This window comes from Streptomyces sp. NPDC051921, assembly GCF_040680975.1.
Classification (GTDB): Bacteria; Actinomycetota; Actinomycetes; order Streptomycetales; family Streptomycetaceae; genus Streptomyces.
Genome location: NZ_JBFAXU010000011.1, coordinates 154,742 through 176,316, shown reverse-complemented (window position 1 = coordinate 176,316; position 21,575 = coordinate 154,742). Strand labels below are relative to the sequence as shown.

The following is a 21,575-nucleotide window of genomic DNA, read 5'->3' as shown; positions in this document are numbered from 1 at the left end:
CCGTAGCCCGCCCGTGTCGTCCGTGTGCGCCGAGTCCGCAACAGGGGAAGAGTGTTCTGCCCCTATGGGCAACGCCTCGGACCGGCGCCGGGCGGGCGACGGGATCGTGGTGGCTCAGATCAGCCCCTGCCGCATCGCGTACGCCACCGCGTGCGACCGGTTGCGCAGTTGCAGCCGCGTGATGACGGCGTGCAGCACGTTCTTGATGGTGCGTTCGGAGTACGACAGCTTCGCCGCGATGTCCGCCGTGTCGTACCCCTCCGCCACCAGGCGCAGGACGTCCACCTCGCGGGCCGCGAGCCCCGTGAAGTGCAGTCCGCGCGGCCCGAGCACCTGGCCCTGGAGTCGGCCGACCTCCTCCAGGAGGCGTCCGACCAGGTCGGAGGGGAGATGGCCGGCGCCCTTCGCGACCGTGCCGATCACGTGCACGAGGTGCTCCGGTGTGGCCTCCGCACGCCGGATCACCCCGGCGACGCCGCACTCCGCCGCGCTGACCAGCTTCTGTTCGTCGATGTCCGTCGTCACCAGGACGGTCCGGGCGGTGCTGGTGCGCCGGATGTGCCGCAGCAGGCGGAGGACGTCCTCGTCCACGGCGTCCACCACGAGCACGACGACCTCGGGCGCCGGATCGGCGCTCTCGCTCCACTCGGTCACCGTGATCTCGGGGCGGGCCCGTAACTGGCTGGTCACCCCCGCCTGCGAGATCGGATCCTGTGCGCGCAGCGCGACAGCGGTTCGTTCCATCGTCAAGCTCCCCCCGTATGGCATCCGCTTCAGGCCGTCGGTGGACGTCATGCCACACCGGGAGAACCTGTCACGGCTGTCCGCGTAAGAACTCCAACAACCCCGTCCCCATTGGTAGTTCAGCGGACTGGAGATTCCCTGACTGACCGTCATGAAAACAGAGTCGTTGCTTCGGGCACTGAATCTGCCCGAAAGTGTTCCTTCTCTGGCGATGCTGTGGAGGGGCCCGAACCCTACGGTGCGCCCATGAGTCTTACGGCAAGCCTCGACGCATCGTCCGTCACCGCCGTACCGGGCGAAGAGACGAGCCTCCCTCTTCAGGTGCGCAACTCCGGCTCCACCGTGGAGGAGTACCGCTTCGAGGTGGCCGGTGCCTGTGCCGCCTGGACGACGGTGGAACCGGCGACCCTCTCCCTCTACCCCGGCAGCACGGAAACCGTCTCGGTCACCTTCCGGCCGCCCCGCGACCCCTCCGTACCCGCGGGGGAGACGCCCTTCGGCGTACGCGTGGTCCCGACCAGCGACCACGCGGAACCGGTGGTCCCCGAAGGCCGGGTGACGGTCGCGCCGTTCACGGAGGTCACCGCCGAACTGGTGCCGCGCGGCTCGCACGGCGTCCGGCGCGGCGCCCACAAGGTCGCCGTCGACAACCGGGGCAACGCCCCGCTCACCGTCGGCCTCGCCGCCCGCTCCGGCACCGAACGCACCCGGATCTCCTTCGCCCGCCCGGAACTGCGGATCGAGCCGGGCCGTGCCGCCTTCGCCGAGCTGCGCGTGAAGCCCGGCAAGCGCCTCTGGCGCGGCACCCCGGTCGTCCACACCTTCCAGGCCGTCGTCGCGCCGCCCGCCCCCGAGGGCGAGGAGGCCGCCACGCCGGTCGTCCTGGACGGCTCCTACCAGCAGGAACCCCTCCTGCCGCGTGGGCTGCCGCGCGCCCTGATCCTGGCCTGCGTGCTCGCCCTCGTCCTGGTCGGCTTCTGGTACGGGCTGCTCCGCCCGGCCGTGAAGTCCGCGGCACGCGAGGCGATCACGCCCGAGGTCATCGCCTCCGCGACCACCGGCCCCGGCAAGAGCGGAGGACAGACGGGCGGCCAGACCGGGGGACAGACCGGCGGCCGGACCGGAGGCTCCGGCGGCGGTGCGCCGACCCCGGCGCCCACCCCCACCCCCGGCGCGACGGCGAGCGCCACGCCCCCCGCCGAGCCGCTCCCGCCCGCCGTCCCGACCAGCGCCCAGGTACAGATCAGGGACGGGGTCGGCGGCGGTTCCAGCAGCGGTACGGCCTTGACGGTGCCGGCCGGCCAGACCTTCCGGCTCACCGACATCGTGGTCCAGAACCCGCAGGGCGACGCGGGCACGGTCGTCGTCACCGTCAACCGGGGGTCGCGCGTCCTCAGCCTGGCGCTGGAGAACTTCCGGGACTCCGACTACCACTTCGTCACCCCGATCACGGTGCCCGCCGGCGGCAACGTGACCATGACGGTCACCTGCCGCAAGGTCGGCCGACCCGTCAACGCCCCGGCCCCCGGCCGCTGCGCCGAGTCCCTCTTCCTCGGCGGCACCATGCAGTCGAACAAGCCCTGACAGCACGGCCCGGCACCGGTACGGCGAGGTGCCGGGCGCGCGCCCCGAGGCCCCGTCCGCGACTACGCCGACGGGGCCTCTTCCTCCTCCTCGGCGCCGCCCTCAGCCGCCCGCTGCACGAACGAACCCTGCACGTCGGCAGGTTGCTCGTCCTCGTCCTCCGCAGCCGCTCGCTGGACGGCGGGAGCGGCGGGAGCGGCGACCGGGGCCGCGGGGGCCGGAGCGGCCTCCGCGGACGGCGTCGGCGCCGGCTCGGCCAGGACCCGGTCCGCGTTGGCCACCGCCTCCCGCTCGAAGCGGTCCGAGGGGTCGCTCACCCGGATCCCGCCGGGCGCCTCCGTGCCCTCCACCGGCCCGCTGCGCTGCTGGATGACATGGGTCAGCTCGTGCGCCAGCGTCGTACGGCCCTGCGGCGACGCCGGGTCGTACGCCTCCCGCTGGAAGACGACGTCGTTGCCGACCGTGTACGCGTGCGCCCCGATGCCCTTCGCGGAGGCGTCGGCCGCGGAGTCCGTGTGGATGCGTACGTCGGAGAAGTCGGCGCCCATCCGGGCCTCCATGTCGCTGCGCGTCTCGGTGTCCAGCGGCTGCCCGCCGCCCGAGCCCACGACGTCGTGCACGGGTGAGCGCGCGCCCTCGGCCGACTCGTCCGCCTCCGCCGTACGTGGGGCCGCGCTCCGGCTCCGCTGCACCATCGCACCGACCGCACCGTTGCCCACGGACCTCTGGAGCATGCCGAGTCCCGACGCCCCCACGACATCGGTACGCCCGGTCGCCGCGGCCCCGAAGAGCCGGGCCGTGCCGGGACCGGCCTCACGGTCGCCGCCGCGACCGGAGTCCGTCCGCAGCTCGCGCTCGCTGTCGTGGTCGTGGTCCTGATGCTGCTCGTGGTCGTGCCCGTGCTCCTGCTCGTACGCGTCGTACGCGCTCATCGTCGGCTCCCCGAGGACAAAGGAAGGCATCTGCCGGCGGGGCGCGGCGGCCCCGGCCTCCAAGCCTCGCGACCCGCTCGTGCCCCGTCCAGGCCCGCCCCGGGCCGCCGGGGGCAGGAAGGGCTGCCCGTTCGCGCAACGGCGGCACCCGGACCGGACACGCGGGCGGAGCCCCGTAGGCCGGGGCGACCCGTCGCCCGCCTCGCCCCCGTCGCCCCGTACGGGCCGGCCCGGCGGCACGGGACGAGTCGGCCGGTCGGGGCGGGACGAGTCGGCCGGTCGGGGCGGGGCTATCCGACGGGGCGGAGCGAGCGGTTCAGCGCACGCCTGCCCAGAGCCGTCCCGACGAGTCCGAGCAGCAGGGCCACGACACCGCCGCCGAGGCCGTTGCCGGTGCCGAGACCGCCGTCGGCGGTGACCACGACCACCGTGCCCAGCACCGCACCGACGGGACTCGCGACCAGCGCCACCCGTGCGCCGGTCCGTGCGTTCCCGCTCCGGAGCCGGCCGGCCGTCCGGGCCAGGGCCAGCGAGGCGGCGACGACACCGCCGAGCGCGAGGAGCGCGGCCGCGGAGGCGATCAGCCGGGCGGTGGTGAAGTCGTAGGCGCCGACGGCGTAAGGGAGTTCCATGAGGTGTGCTCCTTCTCGTAGGGGTGCCGCCCGTGCCGTCATCGGCATCGGCGTGGGCATCCGGGTGCCCTTCGAGCATCGCTGTCGCACCCGCCCGCCGTCGTCCGCCCGTCGCGGACACCCGCCCTACCGCGCATGCGGCAGGAGCCCGCGACGTACCGCGTCCGCGGTAGTCCGCCACTCCTCCCCGGGAGGGACCCGCCCGGCACCGCCGCCCGGTTAGGGTGCGCCCATGCGCACAGGTGAGTCGGGGGTCCGGACCCTCGTCATGGACGGGACGATCGCGGTCGGTGTGGCGGCGGCCCTGCTGCTCACGGGCGTGTCCCGGGCGTCCGGCGAGGCCCCCGTCACGGGCCGGGACCTGCTCGGGTACGCGCTGCTCGCGACCGGTGGCCTCGCACTGTTCGCCCGCCGCCGCGCCCCCGTCGGCGTTCTCGCCGTCACCGGAGTGTGCGCGGTCGGCTATCAGGCGGCCGGTTTCGACGTCCCCGTCGTGGCCTACCTGTTCGCCGTGTACGCGGCCGTCCGGGCAGGCCACCGCACCGCCACGGCCGCGGCGAGCCTCGGCCTGCTGGCCCTGCTCCCGCTCGCCGCGCTGGCCTCGGGGCCGTACGGCACGGGCGAGGCGTTCGCCCGGGCCCGGGGTGCGCTCGAACTGGCCTGGCTGATCGCGGCCGCCGCCGCGGGGGAGGCGCTGCGGCAGGCCGAGCGGCGCGCGGACGAGGCCGAGCGCACCAGGGAGGAGACGGCGCGACGCCGCGCCGACGAGGAGCGGTTGCACATCGCGCGCGAGTTGCACGACTCCCTCACCCACCAGATCTCCGTCATCAAGGTGCAGGCGGAGGTCGCCGTTCACGTCGCCCGCCGTCGCGGCGAGCAGGTGCCGGAGGCACTGCTCGCGATCCAGGCGGCCGGCCGCGAGGCGAGCCGGGACCTGCGGGCCACTCTGGAGGCGCTGCGCGACGACGCCACGACACCGCCGCGCGGCCTCGACGACCTGCCCGAACTGGTGGCGCGGGCCCGGGACATGGGCCTGGCCGCGAGCCTGACGGTCCAGGGGGAACGGCGCGACGTACCGGCCGCGGTCGACCGCACGGTCTACCGGATCGTCCAGGAGTCCCTCACCAACATCGCCCGCCACGCCGACGCCGCCACGGCCTCCGTCCGCGTCGAGTGCCGCACCGACGCCGTCGCGATCCGCGTCGACGACGACGGACGGGCCACTCCGGACGGCGCACCGACGCCCGGCGTCGGCCTGCTCGGCATGCGCGAGCGCGTCACCGCGCTCGGCGGCAGCCTGCGCGCCGCGCCCCGCGAGAACGGCGGTTTCTCCGTCCGCGCCGAACTGCCCGTGGAGCGCACACCGTGATCCGCGTCCTGCTGGTCGACGACCAGCCCCTCATCCGCAGCGGATTCCGTGCGCTCCTCGACCTGGAGGACGACATCGAGGTCGTGGCCGAGGCCGCCGACGGGCGGCACGGACTCGCCCTGGCGCGGCAGCACCTGCCCGACGTCGCCCTGGTCGACATCCGGATGCCGCACGTCGACGGCATCGAGACGACCCGGCGCATCGCCGCGGACCCGGCGCTCGCCGGAGTGCACGTCGTGATCCTGACCAACTACGGCATGGACGAGTACGTGTTCCACGCGCTCCGCGCCGGTGCCGCCGGGTTCCTGGTGAAGGACATCGTGCCGGACGACTTCCTGCACGCCGTCCGCGTCGCGGCGCGGGGCGACGCCCTGCTCGCCCCCTCGATCACCCGCAGACTCATCCACCGCTACGTGTCCGGGCCGCCCGCCGTGCCGGGCGCCGCGCGGACGGCCCTCGCCGGGCTGACCAACCGCGAACGCGAGGCGGTGACCCTCGTGGCGCGCGGCCTCTCGAACGACGAGATCGCCGCCCGCATGGTGATCAGCCCCACGACCGCGAAGACCCACGTCAACCGTGCCATGAGCAAGCTGGACGCCCGGGACCGTGCCCAACTCGTCGTGCTCGCCTACGAGTCGGGCCTGGTCACCCCGGTCCAGGACGCGCCGCCGGGGTGACCGGCAGCCGGCCGGCCCACCGTCGTACCTCCGTGCCTCAGGTGAGGACGACGAGCCGGCGGGTCGACCGGGTCATCGCGACGTAGCGGTCGACGGCTCCCGCGACTCCCGTGCCGAAGCGCTCCGGGTGGACGAGGACGACGAGGTCGAACTCCAGTCCCTTCGACAGCTCCGGCGTCAGCGACCGGACCCGTGAGGGCTCCCCGCCGTGCTCCCCGAAGGTCTGTGCGTACGCGTCCTCGAAGGTGGGGTCGCCGATGACGCAGGCCACTCCCTCGGTGTTCTCCGCGAGCCAGGTCTCCAGGACCGCGTCCCGGTCCGCGACGGAACCGTGGAGGACCGGCAGGCCCGATGCGCGCACGGAGGTCGGCACGTTGGCGTCGGGGAGCACGGCCCGGATCGCGGGCTCGGCCTCCGCCATGACCTCCTCCGGCGTCCGGTAGTTGATGCCCAGGGACGTCATCTCGATCCGGTCGAGTCCGACCCGCTCCAGCCGCTCGCGCCACGACTCCGTGAACCCGTGCCTGGCCTGCGCGCGGTCCCCGACGATCGTGAAGCTCCGGGACGGGCAGCGCAGCAGCAGCATCTGCCATTCCGCGTCGGTCAGTTCCTGTGCCTCGTCCACCACGATGTGCGCGAAGGGTCCCGCCAGCGCGTCGTGGTCGGCCTGGGGCAGCTCGGACTCGTCGACGAGGTTCCGCTGGAAGTCCGCACGGCGCAGCTGCGTCATCAGGCCCTCGCCGTCGTGATCGGCCGCGATCAGGTCGTCGACCACCCGCGCCATCCGGTCCCGCTGGGCGGCGAGGGCGGCCTCCTGCCGACGCTTGCGCAGCGAGGACTTCGGGTCGCCGAGCCGCTGTCGCGCCGCGTCCAGGAGGGGCAGGTCGGACACCGTCCACGCCTGGGCGTCCGCGCGCTGCAGCCGCCTGACCTCGTCCGCGCCGAGCCAGGGCGCGCACAGGCGCAGGTACGCCGGTACGGACCACAGGTCGCCGACGAGATCGGTGGGTTCGAGCACCGGCCAGGCGCGGTCGAGGGCGTCGACGAGCTCCTTGTCGTGCCGCAGCGCCCGCCGGAACAGGTCCTCCGGCACGTCCTCGACCTGGCGGTCCATCAGGACGGTGACCAGCTCTTCCCAGATCAGCTCGCGGGCCTCGTTGTGCGGAGTCCCCTCCGCGGCCTCGAAGGCCTCGGCCCAGTCGTCGGCGCTCAGCCGGACGTCGGACCACTGGGTGGAGACGGTCAGCGCCTCGGTCGGAGGCTCCTCGTAGAAGCGGACGGCCAGCTCGATCGACCGCACCATCTCCGCGGACGCCTTCAGCCGGGCGACCGCCGGATCGGCCTCGGGCCCGGCCCCGGCCCCCTCCGGGACGAGGTCCCGTACGGTGCAGGTCCGCACTCCCTCCTCGCCGAGGCTGGGCAGCACGTCGGCGACGTAGTGGAGGTACGGCTGGTGCGGACCGACGAACAGCACGCCGCCCCGGCGGTGCCCCAGCCGAGGGTCGGAGTACAGCAGGTGCGCGGTGCGGTGCAGGGCGACGACGGTCTTGCCGGTGCCCGGACCGCCGTCCACGACGAGCGCGCCGCGGGACCCCGCCCGGATGATGGCGTCCTGGTCCGCCTGGATGGTGGAGAGCACGTCCCGCATCTTCGACGAGCGGTTGCCGCCGAGGCTCGCGATGAACGCGGACTGGTCGTCCAGCGCGGCGTGTCCCTCGAGCCCGTCCGCGTCGAACACCTCGTCCCAGTAATCGCTGATCCGGCCCCCGGACCAGCGGTACCTGCGACGGCTGGCCAGGCCCATCGGGTCGGCGTGCGTCGCCCCGAAGAACGGCTCGGCGGCCGGCGACCGCCAGTCGAGCAGCAGCCTGCGCCCCGAGCTGTCGGTGAGCCCGAGCCGGCCGATGTACACGGGCTCGGAGTCCTCCGCGCCCACGATGCGCCCCAGGCAGAGGTCGAGGCCGAAGCGGCGCAGGGTCCGCAGCCGTGCCGTGAGGCGGTGGATCTCCGCGTCCCGCTCCATCGCCTCCCGCCCGGCACCGCCCGGCGCCCGGCGCGCGGTGTCGAGCTGCCCTGACAGCTCGGCGACCGTCTGCTCCAGACTCTCCGCGACGGCCGCGAAGTGCCGCTCGTCGGCGGCGATCAACGCCGGGTCGGCCTTGGCGGAGAGACGGTCGGGCAGGTCGAACGCACTGGTGTTCAGATGGTCGGGTGACATGGGTGCACGCACGGGGGGCTTCTCCGGTTTCCGCAGCTGACGGCCTTGGCGAGCGATTGTGCGGCACGAGGGGGGCCTTGCCGCAAGGCCCCCCGTGCGCTATAAGTTAAGAGTGGCGAGGAGTGGGGAACACTCCGCGCCCTTTCTTTTTGCCTGCGTCGGGCGGAGCGCGAGTCCGTCACGCAGGGCCCTCGTACGGAGCCCTGCACCGCGCTCGTTCACTCCGCGCGCTCCAGGGCGGCGCGCCAGACGGGGCTGTCGACGTAGTGGTTGTCGTAGCGCTCCGAGGACGCGGCGATCTCCTGCGGGTCCGCCTCGCCGCGCATCACGCGCCCCAGCAGACGCAGGTAGTCGAACCTTCCCATGCCGGGGGTGAAGACGAAGATGACGTCCGCCTCACAGCCGGGGGCGGCGGCGAAGGCGTGCGGGGTGTGCGGCGGCACCGCGAGGAAGTCGCCGGCCTTGAGGACGGTGACCTCCTCGCCGACCAGCACCTGAAGCTCGCCGCTGATCACGAAGAACAGCTCCGTCGCCCGCGTGTGGAAGTGGGCCGGCGCCCCGGCCGCCCCCTTCGCGAAGGTGGAGCGGTAGCTCGTGCAGCCGTCCGTCTCGGCCAGCAGGGTCATCACGCTGCTCGGGTCGGCGCAGGTCTCGGCCTCGGAGCGGCGGGTCAGGACGACCTCGGGGGCGGTGGTGGCTTCCTCGTGCATCATCGTGATCCTTTGCGGTGGGGTGGGTGCGTACGGAGTGGGGGGCCTGGGCCTCAGGCGCCCAGGGTGATCAGGGCCGCGATCGCCGGGCCGAAGGCTCCGCCCAGCTGGTAGGACAGGTTGAACAGGCCGATGGCCGTGGCGCGTTGGGAGGTCGGCGCGGACTGGGTGGCGTACACCGCGAGCGTGGCCTGGCCCGCGCTCGTGGCGAGGACGGCCAGGGTCGCGACCGGCAGGAGCAGCGCCGGCCAGGGGGTCAGGAAGGCGGCGAGCGGGGCGAGCGCTCCGGCCGTGAGGACGATCGTCAGGACCCGCGGGCGGCCCATCCGGGCCGCGCCGGCGGCGAGCAGCATGGAGAGCGCGGAGCCCACGAGGAGGGCGGTCATCTGACCGGTGCCGATCGCGGACGTCGACCAGTCGGTGCGGTCGCGCAGCAGCTGCGGGACGGTGAAGAGCAGCGTGAAGTACGAGGTCGCCACGGTGCAGGCGAGCGCGGCGGACAGGACGAACGCCCGGGTGCGCAGCAGCGCAGCGGGGACGAAACCCGTCGGGCGGGTGCGGATGTGCAGGGCGAGGAGCGCGGCCGTCACCAGGGAGGCGGCCACCGCGGGCAGCGGGTAGCGGGGGACGAGGACCAGGGCCGTCGCCGTCAGGACCAGCAGGGCGGCGCCGCGCCCGTCGAAGCGGGCGCTCGGCGGCGGTACGGACAGGTCGGCGCGGCGCAGGACCGCGGGCAGGGCGAGGAGGGCGACCGCCCCGACGGCGAGGGACGCGCGCCAGGAGACGGCGCCCGCGACGGCCGAGCCGAGCAGTGGTCCGACCGCGCCGAGCGTTCCGAAGCCCGCGGTGATCACGCCCATCCGGCGGACCGTGCCGGCCAGGCTCATCGCCGCGGTGACCAGGCCCGCGCCGCCGATGCCCTGCGCCGCCCGGCCCGCCATGGCCAGCGGCAGCCAGGGCGCCACGGCGACGACGGCGGTCCCGGCCGCGATCAGAGCGGCGCTCGGCCGCAGGACACCGGCCAGGCCACGGCGCCGCAGCAGGCCTGCCATCAGGGGGGTTCCGACGGCGATGGCCCAGGCGAAGACCGTGACGAGCCAGGTCGCCGTGGTGGTGCGGACACCGAGGGAGGCGGCCATGTCCGGGAGGATCAGGACCGGGCCGTTCGCCGAGGCCGCGAGCGGAGTGGCCAGCAACGCCAGCCACAGGGCCGGGACTCGGCGCGGTGCGGGCGCCGCGGCGAGGGGGGTCGTCGGCGTGGTGGGGCGGGTCCGGGTTCGGTCGAGCAGGGACATCGCGTGCTCCCGTCGTTCAGTCTTGATAATCTCAACGTTGAGATAAAAGCAGCTCGATTCCTTCAACGTCAAGTGTCTTAACGTTGAGAAGATGAATGTGGAGAGGAGCGCGGCGATGAGCGATGCCGTGGACGCGATCATCGGGCAGTGGGCCAAGGAGCGCCCCGACGTGGTGGAGGACCTCTGGCCGGTGGAGCTCTTCGGGCGGATCCAGCGTCTCGCCCGCGCGATCGACAAGTCCGCCAAGGCCTCCGCGGCCGCGCACGGCGTGGAGCACGGCGAGTTCGACGTCCTCACGACCCTGCAGCGCTCCGGGCCGCCCTACGCCCTCACCGCGGGCGCCTTCCTGAAGGCGTCCATGGTGACGTCCGGCGCGATCACCAACCGCATCGACAGGATGGAGGCGAAGGGCCTCGTCGAACGGGTCCGCGACGGGGAGGACCGGCGCACGATCAAGATCCGCCTCACGGAGCACGGCCACGAGGTCACCCGTGCGGCCTTCGCCGACCACCTCGCCAACTACGCCCGCATGCTGGCCGATGTGGACCGCGAGACGGTCGAACGGACCGCCGACGGGCTGCGGGAGGTGCTGGAGGCCTTCGGTGACACCGGCATCGAGTGAGAAGCCGCGCCGTCGCACGGGGGTGGTGAGGACCTCGGGGGCGGGCCGGGGACCAGCCGGCCGCGGTCGCCACCGCCGGTGCGAAGCCGGTCAGGACGAGCCCGGTCGTCCTCCCCGGCTCCACGACCGGGCGATCGGCCCGGCGGACGTCTCCTGCCCCCACCGTCACGCGCCGCGGCGGCCGGCGGTCACCACGCCGTCGTCGCCTGCCGCGGGGCCCTGAGCCGCGCGGCAGGCTGGGCGCTCGGACCGGGCCGGGTCAGTCCCACTGCTGGGCGGCGAGCGAGGTGACCGGCTGCGGCTTGCCGATGACGGCGAGCGCGATGAAGAAGTTGATCTGGCCGATCGCGATGGTCAGGGTGGCCATGCCCTTCTCGTCGTAGTGCTCGGCCGCCTCGGCGTAGAGCTCGTCGGAGACGCGTTCCCTGCCGTGCGGGGCGGGCTGCAGGGTGGCCTCGGCCAGGGCGAGGGCGGCGCGCTCGGCGGCGGTGAAGCAGGGGGCGTCCTGCCAGGAGGCGACGGCGGTGATGCGCTCCTCGGACTCGCCGGCCTTGCGCAGGAAGCTGGTGTTCAGAATCGTCAGGTAGGTGTTGTGGACGATCTGCCCGGCCCGCAGGTGGACCAGGTTGATCGTGGTGCGGGGCACCGCCTGGTTGCCGGTGGCGCGGAACAGGGCGGCACTGATGTCGGCAAGCTCCGGCACGAACTCGCCCGGGTTCGGCATCCGGGAGATCGAGGGGGTCGAGGGCTTCGTCATGGTGTCGCTCCTTCGTCGCGGCCCGCGCGGGCCTCTCCGGCGCCTTCACTGCACTGACGGACGCAGGCCCGACGATGTGACGGGAATCCGGAAGGAAGTCGACACACGCGGTCCGCAGGGACACGGACGCCGTGATCCGCCCGCTCGGGTTCCGCCTGGCCGGGTGAGGGCGGTGCCGGCCCACGCCCAGGCCCAGGCCAGGCCGACCCACGCCCAGGCCCACGCCCACGCACGCCCAGGCCAGGCCGGCCCAGGCCCACGCCCCGGCGCCGGCCAGGCCTCGGCCTTGGCCTCAGCCGACGTGGACGCGGGGGCGGCGGGCCCGGTCGGGCTCCGCCTCCCGCAGCACCTCGCGGGTGACCGGGGCGACCTCGCCCTGGCCGAAGAGGAAGAAGCGGACGAAGTTGGCGAAGGGGTTGCCCTCGGTCCACTCGAAGTAGATGTGGGGGCGCGTGCCGGTGAGGTCGCGGGCCTGCAGGAGCAGGGCCGCGAGGGCGTTGGGCACGGAGGAGCTCTCCAGCGTGAGGACGCGGTAGCGGTCGTGGAGGACCTCGCCCCGCACGGTCAGTCCGGCCTCGAACTCCGACGGGTCGGTGACGGTGACCTCGACGAAGACGAAGTCTTCCGTGGTCGGCAGGTCGTTGTCGGTGCGGATCTGCTCGATCTTGTCGCGGTACTCGGCGATGTCGCGCCGGTCCGGCTCGTTGGCGATGAAGCGCGGGGTGCGGCTGGCGATGTCCCGCACGAAGCGTTCGGCCATGTCGTCGAGTTCGACGTGGGTGACGCGCAGTTCGAAGGCTCGGCCGAGGCGGGAGAGGAGGGAGATGAGGATGATGCCGGCGATGAAGCAGGCACCGATCTTCACGCCGTCCGGGCGCTCGATGATGTTGACGACGGTGGTGTAGAGGAAGACGGCGGAGATGACGCCGAAGCCGATGGCCCAGCCGCGCTGGCCCGCCTTGCGGGCGGCGATGGTCACGGCAATGGCGGCGGAGCAGATCAGGACGAGGACACCGGTGGCGTAGGCGCCGCCCTGGGCGTCGACGTCGGCGTCGAAGATCCAGGTGACGAGGAAGGCGACCAGGGTGAAGACGATGACCATCGGGCGGACGGCGCGGGCCCAGTGAGGGGCCATGCCGTACTTGGGCAGGTAGCGCGGCATCAGGTTGAGCAGGCCGGCCATGGCGGAGGCGCCCGCGAACCACAGGATGAGGATGGTGGAGACGTCGTAGACCGTGCCGAAGGTGTTGCCCAGGTACTCGTGCGCGAGGTAGGCGAGGGCACGGCCGTTGGCCTTGCCGCCGGGCTCGAACTCGTCCTGCGGGATGAGGACGGTGGTGATGAAGCTGGTCGCGATCAGGAAGACGCTCATGATGACCGCGGCGGTCGTCAGCAGCTTCTTCGTGCCGCGGATGCGCCCGGCGGGCTCGGCCTCGGTGTCGCCGGGGTCGCCCTCGACGTGCGGCATCACCGCCACGCCCGTCTCGAAGCCGGACAGACCCAGGGCGAGCTTGGGGAACACGATCAGGGCGACGCCGATCATGGCGAAGAAGTTGCCGTGCTCGGTGGTGAGGGCCGACGTCCAGTCGGTCACGACGTGGCCCTCGGTCAGCACGTGCCACAGGCCGCTGACCACCACGACGACGTTGAGCGTCAGATACACCCCGACGAGGGCGACGGCGACGCCGATCGCCTCCAGGAAGCCCTTGAGGAACACCGCGCCGAGCAGCGCGATCAGGATCATCGTGATGAGCAGCTGCTTGTTGTGCAGCGCCTCTTCGAGGTGCGGGTTCTCCACCAGGTGGGTCGAGGCGTCCGCCGCCGACAGCGTGATGGTGATGAGGAAGTCGGTCGCGGCGAAGCCGAGCAGGGTGAGGACGAAGAGCTTGCCCTTCCAGAAGGACAGCAGCCGCGACAGCATCGCGATCGAGCCCTCGCCGTGCGGGCTCTCCTCCGCCACCCGCCGGTAGACCGGCAGCGCACCCGCCAGGGTGACGATGACGAGCACGACGGTGGCGACGGGGGAGAGCAGACCGGCGGCCAGCGCGGCGATGCCGGGCTGGTAGCCGAGGGTCGAGAAGTAGTCGACACCGGTCAGGCACATCACCCGCCACCAGCGCTGGCCCTTGTGTCCCGCGTCCGCGGCCGGTTCCTTGGGCCGGGAGGGCTTGCCCTTGCCCATGTCGGACAGGCCCTCCAGCATCCACGCGCGCAGTCTGCTCGTGCGCGTTTCGATCGGGGTGGCCATGGGTGCTCCTGGACGCTGTTCGACGGCAGGCCGGACAGGTGGGCCGGCCGGTGGGGTTCGGACGGTGGGGCCGAGGGGAGGCCGAGCGGGAGGGGGAAGGGGGAGGGGGCAGGGGGATTTTCGGCCGTCACCCGGACGGCCGGGCCAGCGTAAGCAGCCCGGCCCGCCGTCGTGCCGGTCAGCGCGTCAGGAAAGCGTCAAGATCCTCCTTCTGGGCGTCGCCTTGCTCACACCGAGCGCAGCGGGTGCGCACCGAGCTCGGCGAGGTGCTCGACCTGCGGGACCGCCGGTTCGCACGCGGAGCGCCGGCCGGCGACCCGGGCGCGGCTCGGCCCGACGGGGACCTGGTGGTGCCCGGCTGGATCCGGGACGTGGAGCGCCAGGGCCGGCCGGACGGGGAGTCGAGCTCCGCGCCCTCGCGCGGGGCCGCTGCCAGGGCCGCTTCCTGGTGACCCCCGCGGACCGGAGTCGGCCGCCGTCCCTGGAGGCCCGGCTGGTCGCGGCGGACCTCGCGGTGCAGGCCGGCTCCGCCCTCGCCGCCGCGCCGACGGTCCGTACGGCTGCGTGACCTGCTCCTTCTCCGTCTGAGGTGTGCCCCGCTCGACGGGCCCGGCGCGGCGTGGACGCGCGGCCGTACGGGATGCGTCAAGACGGCCGCGGCGCGCGTCAAGGGGGCGTCAACGGCGGTGGAGAGGTGGCCGAAAGGCGGTTTGCTCGTGTCAGGCGCCGTACGGGTCCGCCCCGGGCGCCAGTCATCTCATCCACTTACTTCAGGAGCTCACGATGGCCGACGCGGCCTTCGTGGTCACCACGGTCGCGATCTTCGCGCTGGTGGCCCTCGTCGCCAAGGGGGTGGCGAAGCTGTGAACGCCGAGAACATCGTCGGTCTGCTCGTCGCCGTCGCCCTGCTGGGATACCTCGTCCTCGCGCTGGTCAAGCCGGAGAGGTTCTGAGCCCCGCGATGAGTCCCGTCCTCGCTGGAGTGCTCCAGCTTCTGGCGCTGGTCGTCGCCCTCGGTCTGTCGTACCGGCCGCTGGGCGAGCACATGGCGCGCGTCTACTCCTCGGGCAAGCACTACAGGCCCGAGAGGTGGATCTACAGGGTGATCGGAGCGAACCCGGACACCGAGATGCGCTGGACCGCGTATCTGCGCGGGGTGCTCGCCTTCTCCGCGGTGAGCGTCCTCTTCCTCTACCTGCTGCAGCGGGTCCAGGGTTCGCTGCCCGGCTCGCTCGGCTTCGTGTCCATCGACCCGGACCAGGCGTTCAACACGGCCGCGTCCTTCGTCGCCAACACCAACTGGCAGTCGTACTACGGCGAGCAGGCCATGGGCCACGTCGTCCAGACCGGCGGCCTGGCGGTGCAGAACTTCGTCTCGGCGGCGGTCGGCATCGCGGTGGCGGTCGCGCTCGTGCGCGGCTTCGCCCGCTCGCGTACGGGGGAGCTGGGCAACTTCTGGGCCGACCTGGTGCGCGGCACGGTCCGGATCCTCCTGCCGATCTCCGTCGTGGGCGCGCTCGTCCTGGTCGCCTGTGGCGCGATCCAGAACTTCGCCGGCATCCACGAGGTCGGGCAGTTCACGGGCGGATCGCAGCAGTGGAACGGCGGCGCGGTGGCCTCGCAGGAGGTCATCAAGGAGCTGGGCACGAACGGCGGCGGCTACTTCAACGCCAACTCGGCCCACCCCTTCGAGAACCCCGACGGGCTCTCCAACCTCTTCGAGATCTATCTGATCCTCGTCATCCCCTTCGCGCTCACCCGCACCTTCGGGCGCATGGTCGGCTCGATCAGGCAGGGCCACGCGATCCTGGCGACGATGGCCACGATCTGGCTGGGCTTCACCGCCCTGATGATGTGGACCGAGTTCCACCACGGCGGTCCCGCCTTCGACATCGCGGGCGGCGCCATGGAAGGCAAGGAGACCCGCTTCGGCGTCGGTGGCTCGTCGATCTTCGCCGTGGCCACGACGCTGACGTCGACGGGTGCGGTGAACTCCTTCCACTCCTCGTACACGGGCTTCGGCGGCGGCATCACCCTGCTGGGCATGCAGCTCGGCGAGATCGCGCCCGGCGGTGTCGGCTCCGGTCTCTACGGCATGCTGATCATGGCGGTCATCGCGGTGTTCATCGCCGGTCTGATGGTCGGCCGCACGCCCGAGTACCTCGGCAAGAAGATCGGCACCCGGCAGATCACGTTCGCCGCCTGCTACATCCTGATCACCCCGGCCCTCGTGCTCTGCTTCACCGCCGCGGCCATGGCCCTGCCGACCCCCGCGCACTCGATGACGAACTCCGGCGCGCACGGCTTCTCCGAGATCCTGTACGCCTACACCTCCGGCGCCAACAACAACGGCTCCGCCTTCGCCGGGCTGAACGCCGACACCCAGTGGTTCAACTCGACCATCGGCATCGCGATGCTGCTCGGCCGGTTCCTCCCCATGGTGTTCGTCCTCGCGCTCGCCGGTTCCCTCGCCGAGCAGTCGCCCGTCCCCGGGACCGCGGGCACGCTGCGCACCGAGAAGCCGCTCTTCACCGGCCTCCTCGTCGGCACCATCGTGATCATCACCGGTCTCACGTACTTCCCGGCCCTCGCGCTGGGCCCGCTCGCCGAAGGGCTGGCAGCATGAGCACCCTCACCCCCACCCGCGCGCCCCAGGACGACGCGGCCCGCCCGCCGCGCAAGGAGCCCGAAACCCGGGTCGGCGGCGGCCTGTTCGACCCGAAGCAGCTCATCAGGTCCTTCCCGGACGCACTGCGCAAGCTCGACCCGCGCGTGATGGTCACGTCGCCGGTGATGTTCGTGGTCCTGGTCGGTTCGGTGGTCACCACCGCGCTGGCGATCAAGGATCCGGGCGACTGGTTCGGCTGGGCCATCACCGCCTGGCTGTGGCTGACGACCGTCTTCGCCAACCTGGCGGAGGCGGTGGCCGAGGGCCGAGGCAAGGCCCAGGCCGACACGCTGCGCAAGGCCAGGACCGACACCGTCGCCCGCCGGGTCACCGAGACGGGCGAGGAGCAGGTCCCCGGCACCGAGCTGCGCGTCGGTGACCTGGTGGTCTGCGAGGCCGGCGACGTCATCCCCGGCGACGGCGACGTCGTCGAGGGCGTCGCGAGCGTGGACGAGTCCGCCATCACGGGCGAGTCGGCTCCGGTCATCCGTGAGTCCGGCGGCGACCGTTCGGCGGTCACCGGCGGCACGAAGGTGCTGTCCGACCGCATCGTCGTCCAGATCACGACGAAGCCCGGCGAGACCTTCATCGACCGGATGATCAACCTGGTCGAGGGCGCCGCCCGGCAGAAGACGCCCAACGAGATCGCCCTCAACATCCTTCTGGCGTCCCTCACCATCGTCTTCCTCCTCGCGGTCGTCACCCTGAAGCCCTTCGCGATCTACGCCGGGGCCGACAAGCAGACGTCGATGATCGTCCTGACGGCCCTGCTGGTGTGTCTGATCCCGACGACGATCGGCGCCCTGCTCTCGGCGATCGGCATCGCCGGCATGGACCGGCTGGTCCAGCGCAATGTCCTGGCGATGTCGGGACGCGCGGTCGAGGCCGCCGGCGACGTGTCGACGCTGCTGCTCGACAAGACCGGCACCGTCACCCTCGGCAACCGCCAGGCGGCGGAGTTCGTGCCGGTCAAGGGCACCACCGAAGCCGAGCTGGCCGACGCCGCCCAGCTCTCCTCGCTGGCCGACGAGACGCCCGAGGGCCGCTCGATCATCGTCCTCGCCAAGGAGGAGTACGGGCTGCGCGAGCGCCACCAGAGCGAGCTCGCGCACGCCACGTGGATCGAGTTCACCGCCCAGACCCGTATGTCGGGCGTGGACGTCGACGGCCGCAGGATCCGCAAGGGCGCGACCGGTTCGGTCGTGACGTGGGTGAAGGAACGCGGTGGCGAGGTCGCGCAGGACGCCCAGGAAGTCACCGACGCCATTTCCCAGGCCGGCGGCACGCCGCTGCTGGTGGCCGTGGAGGACGGCGAGGGCGCGCGCGTCCTCGGTGTCATCCACCTCAAGGACGTCGTCAAGGAAGGCATGCGCGCGCGGTTCGACGAGCTGCGCCGCATGGGCATCAGGACGGTCATGATCACGGGCGACAACCCGCTGACCGCCAAGGCCATCGCGGAAGAGGCCGGCGTCGACGACTTCCTCGCCGAGGCCACCCCCGAGGACAAGATGGCCCTCATCAAGCGCGAGCAGGCCGGCGGCAAACTCGTCGCGATGACCGGCGACGGGACCAACGACGCCCCGGCGCTCGCGCAGGCGGACGTCGGCGTGGCGATGAACACGGGCACGTCGGCCGCGAAGGAGGCCGGCAACATGGTCGACCTCGACTCCAACCCGACCAAGCTCATCGAGATCGTCGAGATCGGCAAGCAACTCCTCATCACGCGGGGAGCGTTGACGACCTTCTCGATCGCCAACGACGTGGCGAAGTACTTCGCCATCATCCCGGCCATGTTCGCGGTGGCCTACCCGTCGCTGGACAAGCTGAACATCATGGGCCTGGCCTCGCCCGAGTCCGCGATCCTGTCCGCCGTCATCTTCAACGCGCTGATCATCGTGGCCCTCGTGCCGCTCGCCCTCAAGGGCGTGCGCTACCGGCCCTCCAGCGCGGACTCGATGCTCCGCCGCAACCTCGGCGTCTACGGCCTCGGCGGTCTCGTCGCCCCCTTCATCGGCATCAAGCTCATCGACCTGCTCCTCTCCCTCATCCCCGGAATCGGCTGACCCACGATGAACAACTCCGTAGGAAACTCCGGCCGCGTGCTCTGGGCGGGCCTGCGCGCCCTCCTCGTCCTGACCGTCGTGTGCGGCGTGCTCTACCCCCTCGCCGTCACCGGTCTCGCCCAACTCGCCTTCCCCGGCAAGGCGAACGGTTCCGAGGTCAAGGACGCGAGCGGCAGGGTCGTCGGCTCCGAGCTCATCGGGCAGACCTACGACCTGCCGCTGAAGGACGGCGAGGAGACCGCGAGCCCGGACCTGCGCTGGTTCCAGCCGCGCCCCTCCAACGGCCTGGGCACCAACAGCGTCAACACCCAGTACAAGATCATCCTGTCCGGCGCCACGAACCGCTCCGGTGACAACGCCGAACTGATCGCGTGGGTGACCGACGCCAAGGCGGCCGTCGTCAAGGACAACTCGACCGCCGACCACCGGGTGAAGCCGTCCGACGTCCCCGCCGACGCCGTCACCTCCTCCGGCTCGGGCCTGGACCCGCACATCTCCCCGGAGTACGCGAGGCTCCAGGTCCACCGCGTCGCCGAGCGCAACCACCTCACCGTCGCCCAGGTCGACCGGCTCGTCGCCGACCACACCGACGGCCGCCTCCTCGGCTTCATCGGCGAGCCCCGCGTCAACGTCCTCCAGCTGAACATCGCCCTCAGGGCCCTGGTGACCAAGGCCTGACGGCCTGACGGCCTGACGCCTGACGGGCCTGACGCCTGACGGCCTGATGGCCTGACGGGTCGGCGGGCCCGTCCGGACGGACGAGTCGGAGCCGGCGGCCATGGTCGGTCCATGGCCGCCGGCTCCGCTTCGCCGCCCTCGTGCTCGTGCCGGTGCTCGTGGCGGCGTCGACGCCGTACGTCTCCCTTCCCGTCCGCCCGAACCGTGGGACGGGAAGGGGGGCGCCCGTCTACCAGGACGACTTCCTCACGCCCGGCAGGAATCCCGCGTGCGCCTGCTGCCGCGTCCGCACCCGGGAGAGCCCGAAGCTCCGCAGGTGTCCGCGCGGGCGCCCGTCCACGCTGTCGCGGTTGCGTACGCGAGTGGCGCTGGCGTCGCGCGGCTGCCGCCGCAGTTCGGCGTAGGCGGCCTCGCGCTCGGCGGCGGTGGCGGACGGGCGGCGGGCGATCGCCTTGAGCTCGGCCCGGCGGGCCGCGTACCGCTGGACGACCTGCTTGCGCCGCTCGTTCTTCGCGATCTTGCTCTTCTTCGCCATCAGACCTTCCCGCCCCGCGCGCGGATCCGGGCGACGGCGGCCTCGACGCCGATCGCGTCCACCGTCTTGATCGCCCTGGCGCTCAGCGTCAGGCGGACGTGCCGCCCCTCGCTCGGCAGCCAGTAGCGCTTGCGCTGGATGTTGGGGTCGAAGCGGCGCGAGGTGCGCCGGTGCGAGTGGGAGATGGAGTTGCCGAATCCCGGCCGGGCGCCGGTCAGCTGGCAGTGGGCGGACATGTGTGGTGCTGCCTCTCTCGCCTTCGGGGCGTGTGGGCCCCGCTCGGGTCAGTTATCGGTAATGAAAACCGTTGTCATATACTAGCCTCATGACACGCACCGAGATCCGCCCGGTCGTCACACTCCGTTCCACGGCAGGCACCGGGTTCACGTACGTCACGCGCAAGAACCGTCGTCACGACCCCGACCGGCTCGTGCTGCGGAAGTACGACCCCGTCGTCGGCCGGCACGTCGACTTCCGCGAAGAGCGCTGACCCCCCACGCCCACCCCGAAAGGTCCTGCCATGAAGCCCGGCATCCACCCCGCCCACGGGCCCGTCGTCCACCGCGACACCCCTCCCCTCGTCGACGTGGAGGGCCGCCCGGCCGGCCACGCCTTCGCCACGGGCGCCGCGCGTGTCCTCGACGCCGCCGGCCGCGTCGAGCGCTTCGAACGCCGCTGCGGAGACCGTCGATGACGCACGACCAGCAGCTCCCCGTCGTGATCGTCGGCGGCCTGCACGCCGACGCCCGCAGGGAAGTCGTCGAACACCTCCTGCGGACCGTGCCGGACAGTGTCGCCCTCCATCACGACCTGACCGGAGCGCCCGAGGGGACCGTGCTCCGGCTGGTCCGCGATGCCTCCGGTCCGCTCTCCCGGAGCGAGACGCCCCTGGTCGACGACTGTGCGTGCTGCGCCCTGCGCGAGGACCTGGTGCCGGAGCTGCTGCGGATGGCGGACGGCGGGCGGACCCGGCTCGCCGTGGTCGAGCTGTGGGACTCGGTCGAGCCGAAGGCCATGGCCGAGGTCGTCGCCGCGCACGGCGGCGACCGGCTCGCCCTCACCGGCGTGATCACGGCCGTGGACCCCGCGCTCGTCCTGCCGTACCTCGGCAACGGCGACGACCTGGCCGAGGCGGGCCTCGCGGCGGCCCCCACCGACCAGCGGACCGTCGGCGACACCTGGGCCCGCCAGCTGGAGTACGCACCCGTCCTCGCCGTCGTCGACAGCGCCGGGGCCGACGCCGAGGACCACGCCCTGCTCGCCCAGTTGCACCCCACGGCCCGGCGCGTACCGGCCACCTCCACCGAACTCGCCCGCGCCGCGCTCGCCGGCTTCGACGTCGAGGCGGCGGCCGCCGCCCAGCACCCGGCGTGCGCGCTCCTGCCCCAGGAGGCCGACGAGTCCGGGGTCGCCACGCTCGTCTGGCGCCGGCGCCGACCGTTCCACCCCGAGCGGCTGTACGAGGCGCTGGAGGACCTGTGCTGCGCCGCCGCCCGCAGTCGCGGCCGCTTCTGGCTCGCCGACCGCCCCGACGCGCTGCTCGCCTGGGAGGCTGCCGGCGGCGCCCTGTGCGTGGAGAACGCCGGGCCGTGGCTGGCGTCCCTGCCCGACGCCGCCTGGGAGATGGTCCCGCCCGTGCGCAGGGCGGCGGCCGCGCTCGACTGGCACCCCGACCACGGCGACTGCTGCCAGCACCTCGTCTTCACGTCGCCGGGCCTGGACCGGGACGGTCTCGAACGCCTCCTGGACTCCTGCCTGTTGACGGACGCGGAGTTCGCCTCGGGGCGCGACGCCTGGAAGACCCTGCCGGCCGCCTTCGACGTGCTCCTCGACGCCGCCTGAC

At 72.6% G+C, this 21,575-nt stretch carries 22 protein-coding genes; 12 read left to right on the top strand and 10 right to left on the bottom strand.

Features of this window, described 5'->3' with window-relative positions; all coding sequences use genetic code 11:
• Positions 1-114: 114 nt before the first annotated feature.
• A complete protein-coding gene (locus AB0M16_RS17130; protein ID WP_365343535.1) occupies positions 115-744 on the bottom strand; it encodes a response regulator transcription factor in 630 nt (209 codons plus the stop codon).
• A gap of 246 nt (positions 745-990) precedes the next feature.
• Between AB0M16_RS17130 and AB0M16_RS17125 the strand changes: the two genes are divergently transcribed.
• Positions 991-2,328: a hypothetical protein gene (locus AB0M16_RS17125; protein WP_365343533.1), complete on the top strand. Its 1,338-nt coding sequence runs from the start codon at positions 991-993 to the stop codon at positions 2,326-2,328.
• A 62-nt stretch (positions 2,329-2,390) separates the two neighbouring features.
• Here the strand turns inward: AB0M16_RS17125 and AB0M16_RS17120 are convergent, their stop codons facing one another.
• Both AB0M16_RS17120 and AB0M16_RS17115 read right to left on the bottom strand, forming a co-directional pair.
• Positions 2,391-3,260 (bottom strand): DUF4157 domain-containing protein, encoded by an 870-nt coding sequence (locus AB0M16_RS17120; protein WP_365343531.1) that lies wholly within the window; start codon positions 3,258-3,260, stop codon positions 2,391-2,393.
• 290 nt (positions 3,261-3,550) lie between these two features.
• The gene (locus AB0M16_RS17115) at positions 3,551-3,892 is read right to left on the bottom strand and encodes a DUF6223 family protein (RefSeq protein ID WP_365343529.1); all 342 of its coding nucleotides are present in this window, start codon (positions 3,890-3,892) and stop codon (positions 3,551-3,553) included.
• A gap of 232 nt (positions 3,893-4,124) precedes the next feature.
• On the opposite strand from AB0M16_RS17115, the gene AB0M16_RS17110 reads away from it, so the two are divergent.
• Both AB0M16_RS17110 and AB0M16_RS17105 read left to right on the top strand, forming a co-directional pair.
• Positions 4,125-5,261 (top strand): sensor histidine kinase, encoded by a 1,137-nt coding sequence (locus AB0M16_RS17110; protein WP_365343527.1) that lies wholly within the window; start codon positions 4,125-4,127, stop codon positions 5,259-5,261.
• Positions 5,258-5,938, top strand: a complete 681-nt coding sequence (locus AB0M16_RS17105; RefSeq protein ID WP_365343525.1) for a response regulator transcription factor — start codon at positions 5,258-5,260, stop codon at positions 5,936-5,938. Before AB0M16_RS17110 ends, AB0M16_RS17105 begins: the two co-directional genes overlap by 4 nt.
• A 37-nt stretch (positions 5,939-5,975) precedes the next feature.
• Here the strand turns inward: AB0M16_RS17105 and helR are convergent, their stop codons facing one another.
• The 3 genes from helR to AB0M16_RS17090 form a co-directional block, all read right to left on the bottom strand.
• Positions 5,976-8,156 carry an RNA polymerase recycling motor ATPase HelR gene (helR, locus tag AB0M16_RS17100; protein WP_365343638.1) on the bottom strand — a complete coding sequence of 727 codons (2,181 nt, stop codon included), beginning with the start codon at positions 8,154-8,156 and terminating at the stop codon, positions 5,976-5,978.
• A 218-nt stretch (positions 8,157-8,374) separates the two neighbouring features.
• A complete protein-coding gene (locus tag AB0M16_RS17095) occupies positions 8,375-8,866 on the bottom strand; it encodes a cupin domain-containing protein (protein WP_365343636.1) in 492 nt (163 codons plus the stop codon).
• A 53-nt stretch (positions 8,867-8,919) separates the two neighbouring features.
• Positions 8,920-10,161 (bottom strand): MFS transporter, encoded by a 1,242-nt coding sequence (locus AB0M16_RS17090; protein WP_365343523.1) that lies wholly within the window; start codon positions 10,159-10,161, stop codon positions 8,920-8,922.
• Positions 10,162-10,276: 115 nt separating this feature from the next.
• On the opposite strand from AB0M16_RS17090, the gene AB0M16_RS17085 reads away from it, so the two are divergent.
• Complete coding sequence (locus tag AB0M16_RS17085; RefSeq protein ID WP_365343521.1) at positions 10,277-10,783, top strand: MarR family transcriptional regulator; 507 nt, start codon at positions 10,277-10,279, stop codon at positions 10,781-10,783.
• Between the two features lie 259 nt (positions 10,784-11,042).
• Here AB0M16_RS17085 and AB0M16_RS17080 read toward each other — a convergent pair whose 3' ends face one another.
• Together AB0M16_RS17080 and AB0M16_RS17075 are read right to left on the bottom strand one after the other, a co-directional pair.
• A complete protein-coding gene (locus AB0M16_RS17080; RefSeq protein ID WP_365343519.1) occupies positions 11,043-11,540 on the bottom strand; it encodes a carboxymuconolactone decarboxylase family protein in 498 nt (165 codons plus the stop codon).
• 292 nt (positions 11,541-11,832) lie between these two features.
• The gene (locus AB0M16_RS17075; RefSeq protein ID WP_365343517.1) at positions 11,833-13,788 is read right to left on the bottom strand and encodes an amino acid transporter; all 1,956 of its coding nucleotides are present in this window, start codon (positions 13,786-13,788) and stop codon (positions 11,833-11,835) included.
• A gap of 245 nt (positions 13,789-14,033) precedes the next feature.
• Here AB0M16_RS17075 and AB0M16_RS17070 point away from each other — a divergent pair, with 245 nt between their 5' ends.
• From AB0M16_RS17070 to AB0M16_RS17050, 5 genes are all read left to right on the top strand, one after another.
• The gene (locus AB0M16_RS17070; RefSeq protein ID WP_365343515.1) at positions 14,034-14,240 is read left to right on the top strand and encodes a hypothetical protein; all 207 of its coding nucleotides are present in this window, start codon (positions 14,034-14,036) and stop codon (positions 14,238-14,240) included.
• A 411-nt stretch (positions 14,241-14,651) separates the two neighbouring features.
• Positions 14,652-14,741, top strand: a complete 90-nt coding sequence (gene kdpF / locus AB0M16_RS17065) for a K(+)-transporting ATPase subunit F (RefSeq protein ID WP_125594429.1) — start codon at positions 14,652-14,654, stop codon at positions 14,739-14,741.
• An 8-nt stretch (positions 14,742-14,749) separates the two neighbouring features.
• On the top strand, positions 14,750-16,414 hold the full coding sequence (kdpA, locus tag AB0M16_RS17060; protein WP_365343512.1) for a potassium-transporting ATPase subunit KdpA: 1,665 nt from the start codon (positions 14,750-14,752) through the stop codon (positions 16,412-16,414).
• Positions 16,411-18,519: a potassium-transporting ATPase subunit KdpB gene (gene kdpB, locus AB0M16_RS17055; protein WP_365343510.1), complete on the top strand. Its 2,109-nt coding sequence runs from the start codon at positions 16,411-16,413 to the stop codon at positions 18,517-18,519. The genes kdpA and kdpB overlap by 4 nt, the downstream gene beginning before the upstream one ends.
• A gap of 6 nt (positions 18,520-18,525) precedes the next feature.
• Positions 18,526-19,197 carry a potassium-transporting ATPase subunit C gene (locus tag AB0M16_RS17050; protein ID WP_365343508.1) on the top strand — a complete coding sequence of 224 codons (672 nt, stop codon included), beginning with the start codon at positions 18,526-18,528 and terminating at the stop codon, positions 19,195-19,197.
• A gap of 229 nt (positions 19,198-19,426) precedes the next feature.
• Here AB0M16_RS17050 and rpsN read toward each other — a convergent pair whose 3' ends face one another.
• Together rpsN and rpmB are read right to left on the bottom strand one after the other, a co-directional pair.
• Complete coding sequence (gene rpsN, locus AB0M16_RS17045; protein WP_365343506.1) at positions 19,427-19,732, bottom strand: 30S ribosomal protein S14; 306 nt, start codon at positions 19,730-19,732, stop codon at positions 19,427-19,429.
• Positions 19,732-19,968: a 50S ribosomal protein L28 gene (gene rpmB / locus AB0M16_RS17040; protein WP_365343504.1), complete on the bottom strand. Its 237-nt coding sequence runs from the start codon at positions 19,966-19,968 to the stop codon at positions 19,732-19,734. The genes rpsN and rpmB overlap by 1 nt, the downstream gene beginning before the upstream one ends.
• Positions 19,969-20,057: 89 nt before the next feature.
• Between rpmB and rpmG the strand changes: the two genes are divergently transcribed.
• From rpmG to AB0M16_RS17025, 3 genes are read left to right on the top strand one after another with little or no spacing between them, the layout of a single operon-like run.
• Entirely contained in the window at positions 20,058-20,222 is a 165-nt protein-coding gene (gene rpmG / locus AB0M16_RS17035) for a 50S ribosomal protein L33 (RefSeq protein WP_365343502.1), read from the top strand.
• A gap of 30 nt (positions 20,223-20,252) precedes the next feature.
• Positions 20,253-20,426 carry a 50S ribosomal protein L31 gene (locus tag AB0M16_RS17030; RefSeq protein ID WP_365343500.1) on the top strand — a complete coding sequence of 58 codons (174 nt, stop codon included), beginning with the start codon at positions 20,253-20,255 and terminating at the stop codon, positions 20,424-20,426.
• Entirely contained in the window at positions 20,423-21,574 is a 1,152-nt protein-coding gene (locus tag AB0M16_RS17025; RefSeq protein ID WP_365343498.1) for a GTP-binding protein, read from the top strand. Before AB0M16_RS17030 ends, AB0M16_RS17025 begins: the two co-directional genes overlap by 4 nt.
• Position 21,575: the final 1 nt, after the last annotated feature.